Origin of the sequence: Paracraurococcus ruber (assembly GCF_004353985.1) — a bacterium.
Classification (GTDB): Bacteria; Pseudomonadota; Alphaproteobacteria; order Acetobacterales; family Acetobacteraceae; genus Paracraurococcus; species Paracraurococcus ruber.
The window spans coordinates 1-18,933 of sequence record NZ_SMOA01000045.1 but is presented as its reverse complement, the minus strand read 5'-3'; the positions used below and the strand labels follow the sequence as shown (position 1 = coordinate 18,933).

General features: G+C 71.9%; 21 protein-coding genes. 15 read left to right on the top strand and 6 right to left on the bottom strand.

Going from position 1 to position 18,933, the window contains the following annotated elements; genetic code table 11:
- Nucleotides 1–24 precede the first annotated feature (24 nt).
- Together E2C05_RS11150 and E2C05_RS11145 are read right to left on the bottom strand one after the other, a co-directional pair.
- Nucleotides 25–1,104 (bottom strand): L-idonate 5-dehydrogenase, encoded by a 1,080-nt coding sequence (locus E2C05_RS11150; RefSeq protein ID WP_133219703.1) that lies wholly within the window; start codon nucleotides 1,102–1,104, stop codon nucleotides 25–27.
- Nucleotides 1,104–2,048 (bottom strand): 2-hydroxyacid dehydrogenase, encoded by a 945-nt coding sequence (locus tag E2C05_RS11145; protein ID WP_133219702.1) that lies wholly within the window; start codon nucleotides 2,046–2,048, stop codon nucleotides 1,104–1,106. The genes E2C05_RS11150 and E2C05_RS11145 overlap by 1 nt, the downstream gene beginning before the upstream one ends.
- Before the next feature lie 45 nt (nucleotides 2,049–2,093).
- On the opposite strand from E2C05_RS11145, the gene E2C05_RS11140 reads away from it, so the two are divergent.
- From E2C05_RS11140 to E2C05_RS11100, 9 genes are all read left to right on the top strand, one after another.
- The gene (locus E2C05_RS11140; protein WP_133219701.1) at nucleotides 2,094–2,864 is read left to right on the top strand and encodes an SDR family oxidoreductase; all 771 of its coding nucleotides are present in this window, start codon (nucleotides 2,094–2,096) and stop codon (nucleotides 2,862–2,864) included.
- A gap of 30 nt (nucleotides 2,865–2,894) precedes the next feature.
- Complete coding sequence (locus E2C05_RS11135) at nucleotides 2,895–3,707, top strand: transporter substrate-binding domain-containing protein (protein WP_133219700.1); 813 nt, start codon at nucleotides 2,895–2,897, stop codon at nucleotides 3,705–3,707.
- Between the two features lie 6 nt (nucleotides 3,708–3,713).
- The gene (locus tag E2C05_RS11130; RefSeq protein ID WP_133219699.1) at nucleotides 3,714–4,412 is read left to right on the top strand and encodes an amino acid ABC transporter permease; all 699 of its coding nucleotides are present in this window, start codon (nucleotides 3,714–3,716) and stop codon (nucleotides 4,410–4,412) included.
- Nucleotides 4,409–5,065, top strand: a complete 657-nt coding sequence (locus E2C05_RS11125) for an amino acid ABC transporter permease (RefSeq protein ID WP_133219698.1) — start codon at nucleotides 4,409–4,411, stop codon at nucleotides 5,063–5,065. Before E2C05_RS11130 ends, E2C05_RS11125 begins: the two co-directional genes overlap by 4 nt.
- Nucleotides 5,046–5,777, top strand: coding sequence for an amino acid ABC transporter ATP-binding protein (locus E2C05_RS11120; RefSeq protein WP_133219697.1), 732 nt, complete (start codon nucleotides 5,046–5,048; stop codon nucleotides 5,775–5,777). The genes E2C05_RS11125 and E2C05_RS11120 overlap by 20 nt, the downstream gene beginning before the upstream one ends.
- A gap of 83 nt (nucleotides 5,778–5,860) precedes the next feature.
- Nucleotides 5,861–7,033: a thiolase domain-containing protein gene (locus E2C05_RS11115; protein ID WP_133219696.1), complete on the top strand. Its 1,173-nt coding sequence runs from the start codon at nucleotides 5,861–5,863 to the stop codon at nucleotides 7,031–7,033.
- 5 nt (nucleotides 7,034–7,038) lie between these two features.
- Nucleotides 7,039–7,437, top strand: coding sequence for a Zn-ribbon domain-containing OB-fold protein (locus E2C05_RS11110; protein ID WP_133219695.1), 399 nt, complete (start codon nucleotides 7,039–7,041; stop codon nucleotides 7,435–7,437).
- A gap of 84 nt (nucleotides 7,438–7,521) precedes the next feature.
- Entirely contained in the window at nucleotides 7,522–8,322 is an 801-nt protein-coding gene (locus E2C05_RS11105; protein WP_133219694.1) for an enoyl-CoA hydratase, read from the top strand.
- Between the two features lie 10 nt (nucleotides 8,323–8,332).
- On the top strand, nucleotides 8,333–9,958 hold the full coding sequence (locus tag E2C05_RS11100; protein ID WP_133219693.1) for an acyl-CoA synthetase: 1,626 nt from the start codon (nucleotides 8,333–8,335) through the stop codon (nucleotides 9,956–9,958).
- 135 nt (nucleotides 9,959–10,093) lie between these two features.
- Here the strand turns inward: E2C05_RS11100 and E2C05_RS11095 are convergent, their stop codons facing one another.
- Nucleotides 10,094–11,320: an ABC transporter substrate-binding protein gene (locus E2C05_RS11095; protein ID WP_240046706.1), complete on the bottom strand. Its 1,227-nt coding sequence runs from the start codon at nucleotides 11,318–11,320 to the stop codon at nucleotides 10,094–10,096.
- 165 nt (nucleotides 11,321–11,485) lie between these two features.
- On the opposite strand from E2C05_RS11095, the gene E2C05_RS11090 reads away from it, so the two are divergent.
- The 5 genes from E2C05_RS11090 (at nucleotide 11,486) to E2C05_RS35335 (ending at nucleotide 14,387) form a co-directional block, all read left to right on the top strand.
- Nucleotides 11,486–12,274 carry an alpha/beta fold hydrolase gene (locus tag E2C05_RS11090; RefSeq protein ID WP_133219692.1) on the top strand — a complete coding sequence of 263 codons (789 nt, stop codon included), beginning with the start codon at nucleotides 11,486–11,488 and terminating at the stop codon, nucleotides 12,272–12,274.
- A gap of 128 nt (nucleotides 12,275–12,402) precedes the next feature.
- Nucleotides 12,403–13,644: an LLM class flavin-dependent oxidoreductase gene (locus E2C05_RS11085; protein WP_158292054.1), complete on the top strand. Its 1,242-nt coding sequence runs from the start codon at nucleotides 12,403–12,405 to the stop codon at nucleotides 13,642–13,644.
- 110 nt (nucleotides 13,645–13,754) lie between these two features.
- Nucleotides 13,755–13,994: a FitA-like ribbon-helix-helix domain-containing protein gene (locus E2C05_RS11080; protein WP_133219690.1), complete on the top strand. Its 240-nt coding sequence runs from the start codon at nucleotides 13,755–13,757 to the stop codon at nucleotides 13,992–13,994.
- Nucleotides 13,991–14,266, top strand: a complete 276-nt coding sequence (locus E2C05_RS11075; RefSeq protein WP_133219689.1) for a type II toxin-antitoxin system VapC family toxin — start codon at nucleotides 13,991–13,993, stop codon at nucleotides 14,264–14,266. Before E2C05_RS11080 ends, E2C05_RS11075 begins: the two co-directional genes overlap by 4 nt.
- A gap of 7 nt (nucleotides 14,267–14,273) precedes the next feature.
- Nucleotides 14,274–14,387 carry a PIN domain-containing protein gene (locus tag E2C05_RS35335; protein WP_338045133.1) on the top strand — a complete coding sequence of 38 codons (114 nt, stop codon included), beginning with the start codon at nucleotides 14,274–14,276 and terminating at the stop codon, nucleotides 14,385–14,387.
- Between the two features lie 58 nt (nucleotides 14,388–14,445).
- On the opposite strand, the gene der is transcribed toward E2C05_RS35335, so the two are convergent.
- The 3 genes from der to E2C05_RS11060 all read right to left on the bottom strand — a co-directional run bounded on the left by der (nucleotide 14,446) and on the right by E2C05_RS11060 (nucleotide 18,109).
- Nucleotides 14,446–15,789: a ribosome biogenesis GTPase Der gene (gene der / locus E2C05_RS11070; protein ID WP_133219688.1), complete on the bottom strand. Its 1,344-nt coding sequence runs from the start codon at nucleotides 15,787–15,789 to the stop codon at nucleotides 14,446–14,448.
- Nucleotides 15,790–16,097: 308 nt separating this feature from the next.
- Nucleotides 16,098–17,450 (bottom strand): outer membrane protein assembly factor BamB family protein, encoded by a 1,353-nt coding sequence (locus E2C05_RS11065; protein WP_133219687.1) that lies wholly within the window; start codon nucleotides 17,448–17,450, stop codon nucleotides 16,098–16,100.
- 14 nt (nucleotides 17,451–17,464) lie between these two features.
- Nucleotides 17,465–18,109, bottom strand: coding sequence for a tetratricopeptide repeat protein (locus E2C05_RS11060; protein ID WP_133219686.1), 645 nt, complete (start codon nucleotides 18,107–18,109; stop codon nucleotides 17,465–17,467).
- Nucleotides 18,110–18,270: 161 nt separating this feature from the next.
- On the opposite strand from E2C05_RS11060, the gene E2C05_RS11055 reads away from it, so the two are divergent.
- Nucleotides 18,271–18,699: a hypothetical protein gene (locus E2C05_RS11055; RefSeq protein WP_133219685.1), complete on the top strand. Its 429-nt coding sequence runs from the start codon at nucleotides 18,271–18,273 to the stop codon at nucleotides 18,697–18,699.
- Nucleotides 18,700–18,933 lie beyond the last annotated feature (234 nt).

Genomic DNA, 18,933 nt, shown 5'->3' with positions numbered 1-18,933 from the left:
TCTCGCACCCTCCCGCCCAGGGGGTCAGAAGGCCAGCTGCACCTTCATCGCGCGGCCGCGGTCGCCCGCCAATTCGAAAGCGGCGACGGCATCGGCCATGGGCATTTGCGCCGTCAGCATCGGCATCGGGTCGATGGCGCCGCGCGCCAGGAGCTCCACGGCCAGCGGGAATTCCTCCTGGAAGCGGAAGGTGCCGCGCAGCGCGATCTCCTTCGCCACCAGCGCCGAGAGCGGCAGGGTCACGTCGCCGCCCAGCCCGAGCTGCACGATCGTGGCGCCGGGCCGCGCCACCTCGATCGCCGTCTTGAGGGCGGCGGCGCTGCCGCTCGCCTCGAACACCACGTCGAAATGCCCCTTGTCCACGGCATAGCCGCGCAGCGCATCCGGGTCCTCCGCCACCGCCACCACGCGGTCGGCGCCCATCCGCCGCGCCACCAGCAGCGGGGCGGAGAGCAGGTCGGTCGCCACCACCTCCCGCGCGCCGGCATGGCGCGCGACGGCCAAGGCCAGGGTGCCGATCGGCCCGGCGCCGGTCACCAGCACCCGCGCCCCCATCAGCGGCCCCGCCTGCCTCGCCGCGTGCAGGCAGACCGAGAGCGGCTCGGCGAAGGCCGCCAGGGTGGTGTCCATGCCCTCGGGCAGCGGCACGGCGCGCGCCGCCTCGCAGACCAGCATCTCGGCGAAGCCGCCCTGCACATGCGGCATCCGCATGGCGCTGCCGTAGAAGCGCATGTCGAGGCAGTGGTTGGGCTGGCCGGCCAGGCAGAAGCGGCAGCCGCCGCAGGGCAGGCTGGGGTTCACCGCCACGCCGGCACCGAGGGCGAGGCCCGAGACGCCCTCCCCCACCGCCTCCACCGTGCCGGCGATCTCATGCCCCAGCACCATGGGTTCGCGCAGCCGCACGGCGCCGAAGCCGCCATGCTGATAGTAGTGCAGGTCGGACCCGCAGATCCCGCCGGCGCGGATGCGCACCCGCACCTGGCCGGGGCCGGGTTCGGCCGCCGCGCGCTCCTCCACCCGCAGATCCTTCGGCGCATGGATGATGACGGCGCGGCCGCCGGCGGTCCGTGCCTGCGCTGCGCCGCCGCGACCATCGGACGGCATCACCTGACCTCCGTCAGCAGCGGCTTGCCGGCGAAGAAGGCCTCCACATTGTCCCGCATGAGCTTGCCCATGGCCTTGCGCGTCTCCACCGTGCCGCTCGCCGCATGCGGCGCCAGCACCACATCCGGGAATCCGGCGAATTCGGGGTCTATCTCCGGCTCGTTATGGAACACGTCGAGGCCGGCGAAGGCGATCCGACCGGCGCGGATGGCGTCCAGCAACGCCGCCTCGTCGCAGCAGGACCCGCGCGACACGTTGACGAAGATGCTGCCGGGGCGCAGCGCCTCGAAGGCCGCGCGGTCGATCAGCCCCTGCGTGGCCGGCCCGCCCATGGCGCAGCAGACCAGGATGTCCACCTCCGGCGCCAGCGCCGCCGGCGTGGGGTAGTGCCGATAGGGCAGGTGCGCCTTCGGCGTGCGGCCGCTGTAGCGGATCTCCATGCCGAAGCCCTCCGCCCGCTTCGCCACCGCCTGGCCGATGCGGCCCAGCCCGACGATGCCCAGGCGCTTGCCCCAGACCCGCGTCGTCAGCGGCATGGACCCTTCGCGCGCCCAGGTGCCGTCGCGCACCCAGCGATCGGCCCGCGGGATCTCCCGCGCCGCGGCCAGCAGCAGGGCGAAGGCCATGTCGGCCACGTCCTCCGTCAGCACGTCCGGCGTATTGGTGATGGGCACGCCATGCGCGGCGCACCAGGCGCGGTCGATGGCATCGATGCCGACGCCGTAGCAGGCCACCAGGCCCAGCCGCGGCAGGCGCCCCATCAGGTCGGCGGAGGCGCCGATCTCCCCCTTGGTCACGATGGCGCGGATCTTGGCCGCATGCTCGGCGAGCAGCGCCTCGGGGTCCGCCGCCTCATAGAGCAGGTGCAGGACATGGCGCTGCCGGAGGGGTTCCAGGTCCCAGTCCGGCAGGACGCCCATCACCAGAAGCTCCGGCTTGTCCATGCGCCCGTCCCCTGCTTGTCTCGCGCGCCTGTAGGGGATGGAACCATGTCGCTCAAGCTGTTCGACCTGACGGGGCGGCGCGCCCTGGTCACCGGCTCCTCCCAGGGGATCGGCCTGGCGCTGGCCCGGGGGGTCGGCTTGGCCGGCGCCGCCGTGGTGCTGAACGGCCGGGACCTGGCCAAGCTGGAACGGGCGGCCGAGGGCCTGCGGGCCGATGGCGTCGCCCAGGTGGACATCGCCGGCTTCGACGTCACCGACAGCGCGGCGGTCGAGGCGGGGGTGGCGCGGATCGAGGCCGGGCTGGGCCCCATCGACATCCTGTTCAACAACGCCGGGGTGAACCTACGCGGCGCGCTGGACGCCATGCCGGACGAGACCTGGCACAGCGTGATCGCCACCAACCTGCACAGCGCCTTCTACTGCGCCCGCGCGGTGGCGAAGGGGATGATCCGGCGCGGCCGCGGCAAGATCGTGAACACCTGCAGCGTGATGAGCATGCTGGGCCGCCCGACCACGGGGCCCTACACGGCATCGAAGGGCGCCATCGGCATGCTGACCAAGGCGATGTGCGCCGACTGGGCGAAGCATGGCCTGCAGTGCAACGGCATCGCGCCCGGGTATTTCAGCACCGAGCTGACCGCCCCGCTGCGGGCGAATGCCGAGTTCAACGACTGGCTGTGCAAGCGCACCCCCGCGGGCCGCTGGGGCGAGTTGCCGGAGCTGGTCGGGGCGGCGGTCTTCCTCGCCTCCGACGCCTCCTCCTACGTCAACGGCCATCTTCTCTATGTTGACGGCGGCCTGACAAGCGTGGTCTAGCCGCGGCAACCCGTTCCTGGAGGAAACCGAATGCTCTCCCGCAAGCAGATCTTCCGCAGCGCCGCGCTGCTGCCCGGCCTCGCCTTCCTGATCACCGAGGCGAAGGCGCAGCAGGCCGGCCCCATCACCACCGCCGACATCATCCGCCGCGGCCGCGCCCGCATCGGCGTCGTCACCGGAGCGCCGCCCTTCGGCATGGTGGACCCGCAGGGCAATGCCATCGGCTACGACATCGACGTGGCCAACCGCCTGGCCTTCTACCTGGGCGTGCCGGCGGAGATCAGCTCGCTCACCCCGCCGTCGCGCATCCCGGCGCTGGAGGCGGGGCGGGTGGATTTCCTCTGCGCCACCCTGGGGGCGACGCCGGAGCGGGCGCGCACCGTCATGTTCACCATGCCCTACAGCGCCTTCCGCATGATGATCATGGCGAAGAAGGAGACCGCGATCACGAAGATCGAGGACCTGGCGGGCAAGCGCGTCGGCGTGCCGCGCGGCACCCCGCAGGAGCAGGCGATGGTCCGCCGCGCCCCGCGCGGCACCACCATCGTCCGGTTCGAGGATGACGCGACGTCCGCCCAGGCGCTGATCGTCGGCCAGGTGGACGCCATCGGCATCCCGGACACCATCGGCGGCGACATCGCCAAGACCCGGCCGGAGGCGGGCCTCGAGAACAAGATCCACCTGTTCAACCAGCCGAACTGCATGACCACCCGCAAGGACCAGTTCGAGATGCGGCAGTGGCTGCAGAACACCATCTACTTCATGAAGACGAATGGCGAGCTGGACGAGATCGCGCAGAAATGGACCGGCAGCCCGCTGCCGGCCGACCTGCCGGCCTTCTGAGGGGGCATGGGATTCCAGTTCCAGTTTCAGCCGGTGCTCAACCGGCTGGACGTGCTGCTGGACGGGCTGTGGGTGACCCTGCAGCTCGCCGGCAGCGGCATCCTGCTCGGCGCCCTGCTCGGCATCCTGCTGGCCATGCTGCGCGGCCTGTCCGGCCGCCCCGTCCGGATGCTGGTCGATGCCTATGTCGAGCTGGTGCGCAACACGCCCTTCCTAGTGCAGCTGCTGATCATCTTCTTCGGCGTCCCGACCCTCGGCCTGCGCCTCTCGGCGGAGCAGGCGGCGCTGGCCGCCATCATCATCAACCTCGGCGCCTATGCGACCGAGATCGTGCGCGCCGGCATCGAGAGCGTCCACAAGAGCCAGATCGAGGCCGGGCTGTCCCTGGCGATGACGCGCTGGCAGGTCTTCCGCCACGTCGTTCTCGCCCCGGCCCTGGCGCGGGTCTGGCCGGCGCTGTCCAGCCAGTTCGTGCTGATGATGCTCTCCACCTCGGTCTGCTCCTTCATCTCGGTGCAGGAACTGTCGGCGCAGGCGGCGAATATCGAGAGCGAGACCTTCCGCAGCTTCGAGGTCTATATCCTCGTCACGCTGATCTACCTGGCCCTGGCCCTGGTGCTGCGGGGGCTGCTGGCCGGGCTTGGCGCCCTGCTCTTCCCCGCCGGCTCCGGCCTCGGGCGGCTGCGCGGGCAGGCCGGGCGATGATCCGCACCTTCACCGAATCCGAGTTCCTGTTCATCCTCGCCTCAGCGCGCTGGACCCTGCTGCTGACGGTGATGGCGCTGCTGCTGGGCGGGCTGCTGGGCTTCCTGGTCGCGCTCGCCCGCACCTCCCGCCTTGCGCCGCTGCGGGCGCTGGCGGCGGGCTGGATCGGCGTGATCCAGGGCGTGCCGGTGCTGATGCTGCTGTTCCTGTCGTATTACGGGCTGTCGCTGGCCGGCTTCGATCTGCCGCCGCTGATCGCCGCCACCGTCTCCATGGCGCTCTACGCCAGCGGCTATCTGGGGGAGATCTGGCGCGGCTGCATCCAGGCGGTGCCCTGGCAGCAATGGGAAGCCTCGGCGGCGCTCGCCTTCTCCCGCGCGCAGCAATACCGCTACGTCATCATCCCGCAGGCCGTCCGCATCGCCATCCCGCCGACCGTCGGCTTCATCGTGCAGCTGGTGAAGAACACCTCCATCGTCTCCATCATCGGAGTGGTGGAGCTGGCGCGGGCGGGCAACCTGGTGAACAACGCCACCTTCTCCCCCTTCAAGGTCTTCGGGACGGTGGCGGCCATCTACTTCGTCATCTGCTGGCCGATCTCGCTGCTGGCCCGGCGTCTGGAAGGGAAGCTGCATGCCCGTCGTGCAGGTTGAGGGCGTCCACAAGCGCTTCGGCGCGGTGGAGGTGCTGAAGGGCATCGACCTGACGGTCGAGCGCGGCGAGGTCATCGCCATCATCGGCCGCAGCGGGTCGGGCAAGTCCACCCTGCTCCGCTGCATCAACGGGCTGGAGCAGATCCAGGCGGGGCGGATCGAGGTCTCGGGCCATGGCCTCGATCCCTCCGGCAAGGGCCTGCGCGACCTGCGCAAGGATGTCGGCATCGTCTTCCAGAGCTACAACCTGTTCCCGCATCTGCGCGTGGGGGAGAACATCATGCTCGCCCCGCGCATCGTCCTCGGCGTCTCGAAGGCCGAGGCGCGGTCGCGCGCGCAGGAGGTGCTGGCCGAGGTGGGGCTGGCGGAGCGCTTCGATGCCTGGCCCGACAACCTCTCCGGCGGGCAGCAGCAGCGCGTGGCGATCGCCCGGTCGCTGGCCATGCGGCCCAAGGTCATGCTGTTCGACGAGGTGACCAGCGCGCTGGACCCCGAGCTGACCGGGGAGGTGCTGGCGACCATGGAGCGGCTGGCGCAGCATGGCATGACCATGCTGCTGGTGACGCATGAGATGGCCTTCGCAAGGCGCGTCGCCAGCACCACCGTCTTCATGCACCAGGGCAAGGTGTGGGAGATGGGCCCGTCCGAGCGGATCTTCGGCGACCCGCAGACGCCCGAGCTGAAGCAGTTCCTGGGCAGCGGGCTGAAATAGCCGCGCAGGCTTGACGGCGCGGCGCCCGCGCGGGATTTTGGAAAAATAGATAGCCTGCGAATGAAGGGAGGGCCGCGACGCCCATGAGCATCAACGGCAAGGCCTATATCGTCGGGGCCTTCGAGCACCCGACACGCAAGGCCGACGACAAGTCGGTGGCGCAGCTGCATGCGGAAGTCGCCTATGGCGCGCTGCAGGATGCCGGGCTTTCGAAGGACGACGTGGACGGCTTCTTCTGCACCGGCGCCGCCCCCGGCCTCGGCCCGCTGAACATGGCCGACTACCTCGGCCTGACGAAATTGCGGCACCTGGACAGCACCGATGTCGGCGGCTCCTCCTACGTCCTGCATGTCGGCCATGCGGCGGAGGCGATCGCGCTTGGCCTCTGCGACATCGCCCTCGTCACGCTGGCCGGCCGGCCGCGGGCGGAGGCGATGGCGACCGGCACCGCGCCGCGGTCCTGGGGCGTGAACGTTCCGGACGATCCCTTCGAGATCCCCTATGGCCGCACCGTCGCCAATGCCTATGCGATGTGCGCCATGCGCCACATGCACGAGTTCGGCACGACCAGCGAGCAGCTCGCCTGGATCAAGGTCGCGGCGAGCCACCACGCGCAGTGGAACGAGCATGCGATGCTGCGCAAGGTGGTGACGGTGGAGGAGGTGGTGAACTCCCCCATGATCTCCGACCCGCTGCACCGGCTGGACTGCTGCGTCATCTCGGATGGCGGAGGCGCGCTGATCCTGGCCAAGCCGGAGATTGCCAAGTCGCTGAAGCGGCCGCTGGTCAAGGTGAAGGGCCATGGCGAGGCGACCAAGAACCAGAATGCCGGCTATACCGACCTGACCTATTCCGGCGCCCGCTGGTCCGGCCCCCGCGCCTTCGAGGAGGCGGGCGTGACGCCGAAGGACATCCAGTACGCCTCCATCTACGACAGCTTCACCATCACGGTGCTGATGCAGCTGGAAGACCTGGGCTTCTGCGAGAAGGGCCAGGGCGGCAAATTCGTCTCCGACGGCAACCTCATCTCGGGCGTCGGCAAGCTGCCCTTCAACACGGATGGCGGCGGGCTCTGCAACAACCACCCGGCCAATCGCGGCGGCATGACGAAGGTGATCGAGGCGGTGCGACAGCTGCGCGGCGAGGCGCATCCGAAGGTGCAGGTGCCCGGCTGCACCCTGGCGCTGGCGCATGGCACCGGCGGCCTGCTCGGCACGCGGCATGGCAGCGCGACCGTCATCCTGGAGAGGGAGTGAGCACCATGGCGACACCGGCTTCCAACCGCCAGCTTCCCGCCATCCAGGTGGACCCGACCAACAAGCCCTATTTCGACGCGGCGCGCGAGGGGCGGCTGCTGATCGGGCTCTGCAAGGATACCGGCAAGCATTTCTGGTATCCGCGGGGCTGCTCGCCCTTCACGCTGTCCAACAACGTGGAGCTGGTGGAGGCGAAGGGCACCGGCGTGATCTACACCTACACGGTGATGCGCACGAAGGAGCCCTATTGCGTCGCCTATGTCGAGCTGGACGAGGGCGTGCGGGTCTTCACCAACATCGTGGATTGCGACCTGGACAGCCTGAAGATCGGCCAGAAGGTGAAGGTCGTCTTCAAGCCGACGCAGGGCGACGCCCCGCCGGCGACCATGTTCACGCCTGCCTGAACCAGCGGCTATAAGACTCCCGGACATAGATGGGGGGCTCGGGGGGAATACCTTCCCCCCGATCTTTTTTTTTCGGGAGGTCCCATGGTCTCGAACATGCCTTCGGTGCTGCGCGAGGATCACGACGCGGTCGCCGTCCTCACGCTGAACCGCCCCGCCGCCCGCAACAGCCTGTCCCGCGCCATGCTCGACGCGTTGCAGGCCACCCTGGACGGGATCGCAGCGGAGGACGGCATCCGCTGCGTGGTGGTGGCAGCGGAAGGCCCGGCCTTCTCCGCCGGGCATGACCTGAAGGAGATCGTCGCCCACCAGGCCGATGCCGATGGCGGGAAAGCGTTCTTCGAGGATGCGATGGCCGCCTGCGGCCGCGTCATGCAATCCGTGGTCGGGTTGCCGCAGCCGGTGGTGGCGGCGGTGGAGGGCGTGGCGACGGCGGCCGGTTGCCAGCTCGCGGCAAGCTGCGACCTGGTGGTCGCGTCGGAAAGCGCAAAATTCTGCACGCCCGGCGTGGATATCGGCCTGTTCTGCACCACCCCGGGCGTCGCCCTGGCCCGCGCGGTGCCGCGCAAGGCGGCGATGGAGATGCTGCTGCTGGGGGAGATGATCCCGGCCGCCGAAGCGCATCGCATGGGGCTGGTGAACCGCGTCGTGCCGCCCGGCCAGGCGCTGCCGCAGGCCATGGACCTGGCGCGGCGGATCGCCGCGCGGTCCGGCGCCGCGCTGCGGCTGGGCAAGCGCGGCTTCAACCAGCAGGCGGCGCTGCCGCTGCCGGAAGCCTATGCCGCGGCCGGTGCGGTCATGGTACAGAACCTGCTGGCCGAGGATGCCGCCGAGGGGATCGGCGCCTTCCTCGGCAAGCGCGCGCCGGAGTGGCGGCATCGGTAGGGTTCGACGCATGGCCGATTACGAGACGGGGCTGGCCCGCAACGCCGCCAACCACCAGCCGCTGACGCCGCTGCTGTTCCTGGAACGCGCGGCGCAGGTTTTTCCGAGTCACCTCGCGGTGGTGCATGGCAGGCTGCGGCGCGACTACCGGGAATTGCGGGACCGCTGCGTGCGGCTGGCCTCGGCGCTGGCCGGGCGCGGCATCGGAAGCGGCGACACGGTGGCGGCGCTGCTGCCGAACATCCCGGAGATGCTGGAATGCCATTACGGCGTGCCGATGGCGGGCGCCGTGCTGAACACGCTGAACACGCGGCTGGACGCCGCCACCATCGCCTACATCCTGGACCATGGCGAGGCGAAGGCGATCGTCGTGGATCGCGAGCTAGTGCCGCTGCTGCGCCTCGCCCTCACCCAGTGCGAATGCCAGCCCCTGGTGATCGAGGTGGACGACCCGGAGGCCGGCGCCGCCGCCCGCGCCAACACCATGGATGGCCTGGACTACGAGGCGCTGCTGGCGGAAGGCGACCCCGGCTTCGCCTGGCCGCTGCCGCGTGACGAATGGGACGCCATCACGCTGAACTACACCAGCGGCACCACCGGCAAGCCGAAGGGCGTGGTCTATCATCATCGCGGCGCGCAGCTGCTGGCGACGGGCAACGTGCTGTCGGCCAGCATGGCGCGGCATCCGGTCTATCTCTGGACCCTGCCGATGTTCCATTGCAACGGCTGGTGCTTCCCCTGGACCGTCACCGCCGTCGCCGGCACGCATGTCTGCCTGCGCGCGGTGCGCGGCGCGGCGATGTGGGCGCTGATGGCCGAGCATGGCGTGACGCATATGTGCGGCGCCCCCGTCGTCATGGCGACGCTGCTGGACACGCCGGCGGCGGAGAAGCGCGACCTGCCGCACCAGGTGCAGTTCGTCGTCGCCGGCGCGCCGCCGCCGGAAGCGGTGCTGGCCGCCATGCGCGCCGCCGGCTTCGCCGTGCTGCATGTCTATGGCCTGACGGAGGTCTATGGCCCGGCGGTGGTGAACGAGTGGAACACCGCCTGGGACGCGCTGCCGCCGCCGGAGCAGGCGAAGCTGATGGCGCGCCAGGGCGTGCGCTACCAGGCGCTGGAAGGCCTGGACGTGATGGACCCCGCCACGATGCAGCCCGTGCCGCCGGATGGCGCGACCATGGGCGAGGTCATGATGCGCGGCAACGTGGTGATGAAGGGGTATCTCAAGGACAGGAAGGCCACCGACGCCGCCTTTGCCGGTGGCTGGTTCCACACCGGCGACCTCGCGGTGAAGTACCCCGACGGCTACATCCAGCTGAAGGACCGCAGCAAGGACATCATCATCTCGGGCGGGGAGAACATCTCCTCCATCGAGGTGGAGGACGCGCTCTACAAGCACCCGGCCGTCGCGCTGGCCGCGGTGGTCGCCAAGCCGGACGACAAATGGGGCGAGGTGCCCTGCGCCTTCGTCGAACTCAAGCCTGGGCTGGATGCGACCGAGGCCGAGCTGATCGCGCATTGCCGCCAGCACATGGCGGCCTTCAAGGCGCCGAAGCAGGTGGTGTTCACCGAATTGCCGCGGACCTCCACCGGCAAGATCCAGAAGCACATGCTGCGCAGCCAGGTGCGGGGCTGACGGCGCCAGCCGCGCCCGGCACCGCCTTGCGATGCGGGTTCACGCCGCTGGGCGCATGGCCCGCCGGCGATCCGGATCATGCCTGCGGAGCCGATGCACGTCAGCGGGCCTGCGGCGTCTCGGCCACCCGCTCCGTCACGCCTTGACGAAGGGGCAGCCGCCATCGGCCAGCGGGCGGAAGGCCTGCTCGGCCGGGGTGGTGGCGACCAGCTTCAGCAGGTCCCATTCGCCGCGGCTCTCGGCCGGCGCCTTCGCCTCCATCAGATAGGTCGGGTGGATCTTCCGCCCATCCTCCCGCACCCGGCCCGGGCCATGCGCATCGTCGTCGGTCGGCAGGCGCTTCATCGCCTGCACCGCGGCCAGGCCATTGGCCTTGGCTTCCGGCAGGCCGATGGCGGCCACCGCCTTCAGGTAGTGCAGCGCGCAGGAATAGGCCTGCGCCTGCACGCTGGTGACCATGCGGTTGTTGATCATCTTGCCCTTCAGCCGGTCGGCGAGCGCCCGGCTGCGGTCATTCAGGTCCCAGTAGTAGCTCTCGGTCATCGTCAGGCCCTGCGCCGTCGGCAGGCCCATGGCATGGACGTCGCTGATGAAGCCGATCATGGCGGCGACGCGGATCTTCCGCCCGGCCAAGCCGAATTCCTGGCCCTGCTTCACGCAATTGATCATGTCCGTGCCGGCATTGCACAGGGCGATCACGTCCGGCCGCAGCGACGCGGCGGTGACGAGGAAGGAGGAGAAGTCGGTGGTCTGCGGGAAGGGATAGACGCTGCTGCCCACCACCTGGCCGCCGGCCGCCTGCACCACCCGAGTCACCTCCCGCTGCACGGAATGGCCGAAGGCGTAGTCGGCGGTGATGCAGTACCAGCGCTTCGCCCCGGCCTTCGACAGCGCGCCGCCGGTGCTCTGCGCATTGGCCCAGGCATCGGTGGTCCAGTGCACCATGTTCGGCCCGCAGCCCGGCCCGGTGAGGTCGGAGGAGGCGCCGCCGCTGTTCAGGTGGACCTTGTTCTTCTCCTGCGCCAGCTTGGTCACCGCCAGCGCGATGGCGCTGTTGTTGACCTCGAGGATGGCGTCGACGCCCTGGTCGAACCACTGCCGGGCGATGTTCACGCCGACATCGGCCTTGTTCTGGTGGTCGGCCTGGACGATCTCGACCGCCAGGCCGCGGGCGGCAGCGCCGAAATCCTGTACCGCCTGGCGGGCGGTCACGACGCAGTTCGGGCCGCTGATGTCGCGGTAGGGGCCGGACATGTCGGACAGCACGCCGATGCGCAGGACCGATCCCTGGGCCCGGGCGCCGCCGCCCGCGACGGCCGCCGCGGCCGCGCCCAGCGCGCCCCGCCTGGTCAAATGCAGCATGAACCTTCCCTCCTCCGTCGGCCGCTTGGCGCGGCTTCGCGAGCGCAGCCTAAGCCGGAACCGCGCCGCCTGCACCCCTCCGCCGGGGCCGGCCCGCGGCCGTCCGCCGCGTTGACTCCTGGTTCGATAGCCTGCGACCCTTTCCGCGAGGGAAGGGAAACGGCCATGGAGAACCAGGTCGCCTGGCAGGAAAGCCTCCTGCCCATCGCCGGCGTGCAACTGCGCCTGCGCCGCGCCGGCAAGGGCCCGCCGCTGCTGGTGCTGCACCGCGACACCGGCACGCCGGACCAGCTGCCGGCCTATGCCCTGCTGGCCCGGCATTTCGACGTGCTGCTGCCGGAGCATCCGGGCTACGGCCAGTCCGAACGGCCGGGCTGGATGCGCTCGGTGCGCGATCTCGCGGTCACCTATCGCTGGCTCCTGGGGGCGCTCGGCCTGTCGCGCGCGGCGCTGCTCGGCCTCGGCTATGGCGGCTGGGTGGCGGCGGAGATGGCGAGCATGGCGCCGGGGGATCCGGCGCAGGCGATGCTGGTCGGGCCCATGGGGATCAAGCCCCCGCAGGGAGAGATCCTGGACCAGGCGCTGCTGAGCCATATCGACTATGCCCGCGCCGGCTTCCACGACCCGAAGGCCTTCGAGGCGGTGTACGGCGCCGAGCCCAGCACCGATCAGCTGGTCGAATGGGACATCTGCCGGGAGATGAATTTCCGCCTGGCCTGGAAGCCCTACATGCACAGCCTCACGCTGCCGCATCTGCTCGGCGGCCTGCGTTCGCCCACGCTGGTGGCCTGGGGCGCGGAGGACCGGGTGGTGCCGGCCGGCACCGCCGAGGCCTGGCGGCAGGCGATGCCGCAGGCGGCGGTGGAGATCCTCGACGGCTGCGGCCATTGCGCCGAGATGGAGAAGCCGGCCGAACTCGTCCGGCTGGTCGCGACCTTCGCGCGCGTCGCCTGACGACCACGCGGCCCGCGCGATGCCCGGGCCGCGGCGGCTTCTGCGGCCCGCCGCCGATGCGGCGAGGCCAGGCGCCCAGGAGCGACAGGCCCGGCGTCCGAGGGCATGGAAACAAGGGGAGAAGCACGATGCACATCATGTACTTCACCGAACAGCCCATGTCCGCCTACCCCGCCGACAAGGGGCTGGAATTCGGCGCCACCGCGCTGATGTTCCCCAACACGCATTTCGACCCGGCGGAGGGCTCGCGCCTCTACAACGAGTTCATCGAGCAGTACCGGCTGGCCGAGGCGGTGGGCTTCGACGGCATCATGCTGAACGAGCACCACAACGCGCCCTTCTGCATGCAGGCCAAGGCGAACGTCTTCGCCAGCATCCTCGCGGCGATCACCGAACGGGTGAAGATCGTCATCCTCGGCAACCCGCTGCCGCTCTCCGAGAATCCCGTGCGCATCGCCGAGGAGCTGGCGATGATCGACATGATCTCGAAGGGCCGCCTCGTCTCGGGCTTCGTGCGCGGCGGCGGGCAGGAGCAGCTGGCGACCGGCGCCAACCCCGCCTACAACCGCGAGCGCTTCCAGGAAGCGCATGACCTGATCGTCCGCACCTGGACCCAGCCCGGCCCCTTCCGGTTCGAGGGCAACCACTACCACCAGCGCGTGGTGAATCCCTGGGCGCTTCCCCTTCAGAAGCCGCATCCGCGCATCTGGATCCCCGGCGTCATCAGCAAGGAAACGGTGGGCTGGGCGGCGCGCCACCGCTACCCCTACATCGCGCTCAACACGACGGTGGAGCAGACCAACGCCATCTGGAAGCTCTATGACAGCACCGCGGAGGAAGTGGGCTTCCGGTCCGGGCCGGAATACCACGGCTACCTGAAGCAGGTGCATGTCGCCGAGACGGACGAGAAGGCGATCGAGAACGCCCGGCAATTCACCTGGATGCAGGGCGAGTTCACCGGCCTCGCGCATCCGGTCTGGTCCACGCCGTCCGGCTATTCCTCGCCGGAGCAGCGGCGCGGCTTCGTCGAGTTCTCCACCGGCCGCGGCACCAGCCCGCGCCGCCGCCCGACCTTCGAGGAGCAGATCCGCAACAACATGATCATCGCCGGCCGGCCGGAGACGGTGATCGCCAAGCTGCGCGAGGTGATGGAGCAGACGCGGCCGGGCATCATGTCGCTCTGGGCCAATGACGGCTTCATGACCCAGCAGGACAGCCTGACCTGCATTCGCCTGCTGGGGCAGGAGGTGCTGCCGGCGCTGCGCGAGACCGCCAAGGCGCTGGACCTGAAGAGCCCCTTCGAGGCGGAGACGCCGGTCAGCCTGCAGTTCAGCACCGACCTGCAGCCGCGGGCGGTGGCGGCGGAGTAGCCCGGGTCGCCGCGGGGCCCGGACCGCCTCGGCGACAGGCCAGACGCGGCGGCGTTGCACCGGCTGGGCCTGCTTTGCTGTCACCATGATAGCAAGGCGGGATCCCGGCCATGGCGCAGGTGCTGGTGCGCAACCTCGATGACGCGGTGGTTGAGCGGCTGAAGGCCCGCGCGGCAAAGGCCGGGCGGTCGCTGGAGGCGGAGTTGCGGGAGATCGTGACCGCGGCGGCGCGGCCGTCGCGGGAGGAGGTGTTCGCGCGGCTGGACGCGATCCGGGCCCGCTCCCGGCTCCTCGCGCCTGGGGAGCCCACGGCGGCGGCCATGATCCGCGAGGACCGCGACAGCCGGTGAAGCTCGTCGTGGATGCCTCTGCCTGGGCAGCGATCGTCACGCCCGAGGCGACGAGCGCTGCGGCTCGGCGCACGCTCGGCGGCATGGAGTTGTGCGCGCCCGAACTGCTGCTGGCCGAAATCGCCAGCCTGCTCTGGCAGAAGGTCCGGCGATCCGAGGTCGCGCCGGAGGACGCCGATGCCGCGCTCGCTCTCACCCGCCAGGCGATCACCTGGCTGGAAGCCCGTGAAGACTCTGGTCGCAGCGGCGCATGCGCTCGCCCGCCGCCGTGACCACCCGGTGTACGACTGCTTCTACGTCGCCCTCGCCCAGCGGGAGGGCGCGCCGCTGGTCACCGCCGATGCCCGCCTCGCCCGCGCCTTCGGCACCGACGCCGAGATCCGCCTGCTGTAGGCCAGGGAGCAGCGCGGGAAGCACGCCTGCGGGCGAACCCGCCCGGCGGCGATCCCTGCTACCCCTCGGCCTCCGCATAGGGGTTGCTGGTGCCGCGCAGGTTCAGCCGCACCGGCACGCCCGGCATGGCGAAGGCCTCGCGGAAGCCGTTCACCAGGTAGCGGCGGTAGTCCTCCGGCAGTTGCTCCGCCCGCGTGCCGAAGACCGCGACGGTCGGCGGCCGCGCCTTCGGCATGGTGGCGTAGCGCAGCTTGATCCGGCGGCCCTCGGCCAGCGGCGGCGGGTGGCGGGCGATCATCGCCTCGAACCAGCGGTTCAGCTCGCCGGTCGGGATGCGGCGGTTCCACAGCGCATAGGCCTCGCGCACCGCCGGCATCAGCTTCTCCACGCCGCGGCCGGTCTGGGCCGACAGCGGCACCACCGGCAGGCCGCGCAGCTGCGCCAGGCTCGCCATCAGCACGTCGTCCAGCCTGCGGCGCGTCGCGGCGCGGTCCTCCACCGCATCCCACTTGTTGAAGGCGAGGACGACGGCCCTGCCCTCCCGCTCCGCCAGTCGGGCCAGGCGCAGGTCCTGCTCGTCCATGCCCAGCAGCGCGTCCACCACCAGGATCGCCACCTCGCATTCCTTCAGCGCGGCGATGGAGGCGGCGGTGGACATCTTCTCCAGCGCCTGCTCGATGCGGGCCTTCTTGCGCAGCCCGGCGGTGTCCACCAGCCGCACCTTGCCGCCCGTGGGGTCGGTCCATTCGACCGCGACGGCGTCGCGGGTCAGGCCGGGCTCCGGCCCGGTGATCATCCGCTCCTCGCCCAGCAGGGCGTTCAGCAGGGTGGACTTGCCGGCATTCGGCCGGCCGATGATGGCCAGGCGCAGCGGCCGGTCGGCATCCCCGCGGTCCTCCGGCGGCTCCTCCGGCAGGTGCTCCCGCACCGCGTCATGCAGCTCGCCGATGCCGTCGCCATGCTCGGCCGAGACGGCGACGGGATCGCCCAGGCCCAGCTCATAGGCCTCCATGGCGGCATAGCCGCCGAGCCGCCCCTCCGCCTTGTTCGCCACCAGGATCACCGGCACGGTCTGCCGCCGCAGCCATTCGGCGAAGGCGCGGTCGGTGGGCGTCAGCCCGGTGCGGACATCGACGACGAAGAGCACGAGGTCGCTCTCCCGCACCGCCGCCTCGGAACTGGCGCGCATGCGGCCCTGGATGGTCTCCGGCGCCGCCTCCTCCAGCCCCGCGGTGTCCAGCAGGCGGACGGCACGGCCGGCGATGCGGGTCTCCGCCTCCTTCCGGTCGCGGGTCACGCCCGGCGTGTCGTCCACGATGGCGATCTTCCGACCGACGAGGCGGTTGAACAGCGTGGACTTGCCGACATTGGGCCGGCCGAGGACGGCGATGGTGGGGAGCATGCGGGCTGCGATAGCGGAAACCGCCGGCCGGGGCCAATGCCCGCCGCGGCATCCCGGGACGCCGCGGCGGACCATCCGGGCCGTGCCGGCCGGACCCCGGCGCCCTGCCCGCCCGCGCCGGCGCGCCACGGCAGAGCCCGGGGCAACCGGCAGCGCGACAACGGGCCCGCCCTCGGCCGGGGCGGCGGCACGGAAGGCCCATGCCAACCAGGCTGCCGGCGGACGTGCCACCGCCCGCCCCCCCCAAGGGTCGCCCGGGCCAGGCCGAAGCCGCCCGGGCCGCCGATCGGCGCGCCGCCCGCCAGGCCTCAGGCCGGGCCGGCGGCCCCGCGGAAGGCCACCACATCGGCATCGTCGGTAAGGACGTACAGGGTCCCGCCGGCGACCGCCGGTTCCAGCGTCGCGCCGCCGGGCAGGCGGACCTCCCCGGTCCGCTCGCCATCGGCGGGGTTCACCTCGGCCATCCTGCCATGGCTGCCGGCCACCAGCAGCCGCCCGCCGGCCAGCACCGGCGGCCCCCAGGTGATCGGGTCGCGCCGCTTCTCCGGGTTGGCGAAGCGGCCGAGCGGGGTGATCCAGCGGACCCGTCCGTCGTCCCGGCCCAGGCAGGCGAGGTCGCCGCCGGTGGTCACCAGGAAGACCCAGTCGCCGACGACCCAGGGGGTCTCGGCCACCGCCACCTCCCGCTCCCACAGCCGGCGGCCGGAGCGGAGGTCGAGCGCGATGGCGATCCCGCCTAGCCCGGCGGCGATGACCCGGCCCCGCTCGATCACCGGCAGGGCGGTGATGGCGGCGATGTCGGCCAGCCCGCCGCCGCGGACCGAGGCCAGCGTCTCGCTCCAGATCACCCGCCCATCCGCCGTCCGCAGCGCCGCCAGCTCGCCCGAGGCGAAGCCGGCCACCACCACGTCGCCCTCCACCGCCGGCGCCGGCAGGCCCAGCACCAGGGTGGTGGTCGGCTGGGCGCGATAGGTCCATTGCCGCTCGCCGGTCTCGGCCGACAGGGCGAGCAGGTGGTTCTCCAGCGTCGGGACGAAGAGCTTGCCGCCGGCGACGGTGGGCGCGCCGCGGGCAGGCGCCGGCAAGGCCACCCGCCAGCCCGGCTTGCCGGTCGCGGGGTCGATGGCCATGGCCTCGGCCAGGCCGGTCACGGCGAAGAGCATGCCGCCATCGAAGGCCAGGCCGCCGCCCAGGGCCCCGTCCCGCTCCTTCTCCGGCCGCGTGTCCAGCGTCCAGCGTGTCCGGCCGGTCGCCGCATCCAGCGCCGCCACCCGCCCGATCGCATCCATGGCGAAGACGGTGCCGTCGGCCAGGATGGGCGGCGCGGTCAGCCGCCGGCGATAGGACGCGCCGGTGCCGACCGAGGTGCTCCAGGCCTGGCGCAGCCCGGGTCCCAGCGCCGGATGGCCCGCCGCATGGGTCGCGTTGCCGCTGGCCTGCGGCCAGCCGGCCAGCTCGGCCGGCGGCGGCAGCGTCACCGGCTTAGCATCGGCAGGGTCGGCATCCAGCGGCCGCTCCACCGCCAGCACCGGCCGCCGCTCGCCCTCCAGCGGCACCTTCCGCTCGCCGAAGAGCCGGTCGAAGGTGTCGGTGATCGTCTCGCAACCGGCCAGCAGGCCGGCCCCGCCCAGCAGGGCGGCCCTTCGGGTGAAGCCCCGCATCCGCTCTCCTCGCATCAGCTGCCGAGTTCCGCCAGCAGCCGCCCGGCACGGTCCCGCACGCCCTGCGGCGCCAGCGGGTCGGCGGCCAGCGCGGTCAGCAGCCGCCGCGCCGCCGCCGCGTCCTTGCGCTGCATGGCGGCCAGCGCCCGCACCTCCTCGACCGAAGCGCGCCAGGGCCCCTGGGCCAGCGGCGCCAGCCGCGCCTCGATCGCCGCCGGGTCGCCGCCATCCAGCGCATGCAGCGCCCAGAGCAGCGTGCCGAGATCGCGGTAGAGGGGGTCAACCGCGCTGTCCCGCGACAGCGCATCCCACTCCGCGATGGCGGCCTCGCGCTCCCCGGCCTCGGCCTTCAGCGCCGCGGCGCGCAGGCGGGCCAGGGTGCGGTAGCCGGGCGGGGCAGCGGCCACCAGGGCATCGTAGCGGCCGGCCACCGCCTTCAGGTCGGCATCCGGCGCCGCGGCGGCGCTGCCGGCGGCCAGATAGGCCTCGGCCGCCTGGCCGGCGCCGCGCGATTCGTACCAGCGCCAGCCCTGCAGCCCGGCGACGCCGAGGACGACCAGCAGCGCCGCGCCGGCGAAGACGCCGCCGTAGCGGGCCAGCAGCCGCTTCATCCGCTCGGCGCGGAGATCCTCCTCCACCTCGTCGAAGATATCGGGCACGCGGCGATCCCCAGGGGCCGATTCGTCCCGGCGGGATGCCGGCACGGGCGGACCCGCCATGCGCAAGCCGGGCGCACCCGCCGCGCGGGTGCCCCGGCCGGGCGGCGCTGCATAGCAGCGGTTTGGCAGGGCGTTAAGCCCGGCGGCGGCAGGGTCGCCGCATGCCCCGCCGCACGCCGCCCCCATGCCCTGGCCCGCGCCGCACACCGCGCCGCAGCGCGGGCCTTGCCCTGCTGGCCGCCCTGCTGCTGCCGGGCTGCGACGCCGCGGTGCCGCTGACCGGCGGCCTGGCCGCGGCCAATATCGGCAGCACGATGCTGATCGGCCGCACCGTGCCGGATGCGGTGGTCTCGCTCGTCGGCAGCCGCGACTGCTCCCTGGTTCGGCTGGACCGCGGCCTGTCCTATTGCCGGCCGGAGGAGGCGCCGCCGGCGCCGCCGCCCTATTGCACGCGGTCCCTCGGGCGGGCGGATTGCTGGCGGCAGCCGCCGCTGGCCCAGCCTCTGCCGCCCGGCCTCGCCGATGGCCGCCGGACCCTGACCGAGGCGCAGGAGGCGCATCGCACCCGCGGGTGGCCCGGACTCTGGTGAGCCGGGCGGGGCCACCGCCCGGCCGGGCTGCGGCGATGCGGCGGGGCCGGTCCGCCTGGGCCATGAGTGCCCCGCCACCGGCCGGACCAGGCGGCCGGCGAGGCCGCCCCACCCGCCAGCCTGCCATCATCGACGCTTGCCGGGGCCTGGCGTTGCCGGGCGCGGCGTGGCTGGCCGGCGCGGGCGCCGGACACGGCGGCGGCGCCATCGACCCCGCCGCGCCACGACGGGGCC

What these genes read in the sequence shown, in the direction of transcription:
- E2C05_RS11150 (WP_133219703.1), bottom strand. Translation starts at nt 1,104, where the DNA reads ATGCCGTCCGATGGTCGCGGCGGCGCAGCGCAGGCACGGACCGCCGGC.
- E2C05_RS11120 (WP_133219697.1), top strand. Translation starts at nt 5,046, where the DNA reads ATGCCCGTCGTGCAGGTTGAGGGCGTCCACAAGCGCTTCGGCGCGGTG.
- E2C05_RS11110 (WP_133219695.1), top strand. Translation starts at nt 7,039, where the DNA reads ATGGCGACACCGGCTTCCAACCGCCAGCTTCCCGCCATCCAGGTGGAC.
- E2C05_RS11125 (WP_133219698.1), top strand. Translation starts at nt 4,409, where the DNA reads ATGATCCGCACCTTCACCGAATCCGAGTTCCTGTTCATCCTCGCCTCA.
- E2C05_RS11090 (WP_133219692.1), top strand. Translation starts at nt 11,486, where the DNA reads ATGGAGAACCAGGTCGCCTGGCAGGAAAGCCTCCTGCCCATCGCCGGC.
- E2C05_RS11130 (WP_133219699.1), top strand. Translation starts at nt 3,714, where the DNA reads ATGGGATTCCAGTTCCAGTTTCAGCCGGTGCTCAACCGGCTGGACGTG.
- der (WP_133219688.1), bottom strand. Translation starts at nt 15,789, where the DNA reads ATGCTCCCCACCATCGCCGTCCTCGGCCGGCCCAATGTCGGCAAGTCC.
- E2C05_RS11115 (WP_133219696.1), top strand. Translation starts at nt 5,861, where the DNA reads ATGAGCATCAACGGCAAGGCCTATATCGTCGGGGCCTTCGAGCACCCG.
- E2C05_RS11145 (WP_133219702.1), bottom strand. Translation starts at nt 2,048, where the DNA reads ATGGACAAGCCGGAGCTTCTGGTGATGGGCGTCCTGCCGGACTGGGAC.
- E2C05_RS11080 (WP_133219690.1), top strand. Translation starts at nt 13,755, where the DNA reads ATGGCGCAGGTGCTGGTGCGCAACCTCGATGACGCGGTGGTTGAGCGG.
- E2C05_RS11085 (WP_158292054.1), top strand. Translation starts at nt 12,403, where the DNA reads ATGCACATCATGTACTTCACCGAACAGCCCATGTCCGCCTACCCCGCC.
- E2C05_RS11055 (WP_133219685.1), top strand. Translation starts at nt 18,271, where the DNA reads ATGCCCCGCCGCACGCCGCCCCCATGCCCTGGCCCGCGCCGCACACCG.
- E2C05_RS11100 (WP_133219693.1), top strand. Translation starts at nt 8,333, where the DNA reads ATGGCCGATTACGAGACGGGGCTGGCCCGCAACGCCGCCAACCACCAG.
- E2C05_RS11065 (WP_133219687.1), bottom strand. Translation starts at nt 17,450, where the DNA reads ATGCGGGGCTTCACCCGAAGGGCCGCCCTGCTGGGCGGGGCCGGCCTG.
- E2C05_RS11105 (WP_133219694.1), top strand. Translation starts at nt 7,522, where the DNA reads ATGGTCTCGAACATGCCTTCGGTGCTGCGCGAGGATCACGACGCGGTC.
- E2C05_RS11095 (WP_240046706.1), bottom strand. Translation starts at nt 11,320, where the DNA reads ATGCTGCATTTGACCAGGCGGGGCGCGCTGGGCGCGGCCGCGGCGGCC.
- E2C05_RS11140 (WP_133219701.1), top strand. Translation starts at nt 2,094, where the DNA reads ATGTCGCTCAAGCTGTTCGACCTGACGGGGCGGCGCGCCCTGGTCACC.
- E2C05_RS11135 (WP_133219700.1), top strand. Translation starts at nt 2,895, where the DNA reads ATGCTCTCCCGCAAGCAGATCTTCCGCAGCGCCGCGCTGCTGCCCGGC.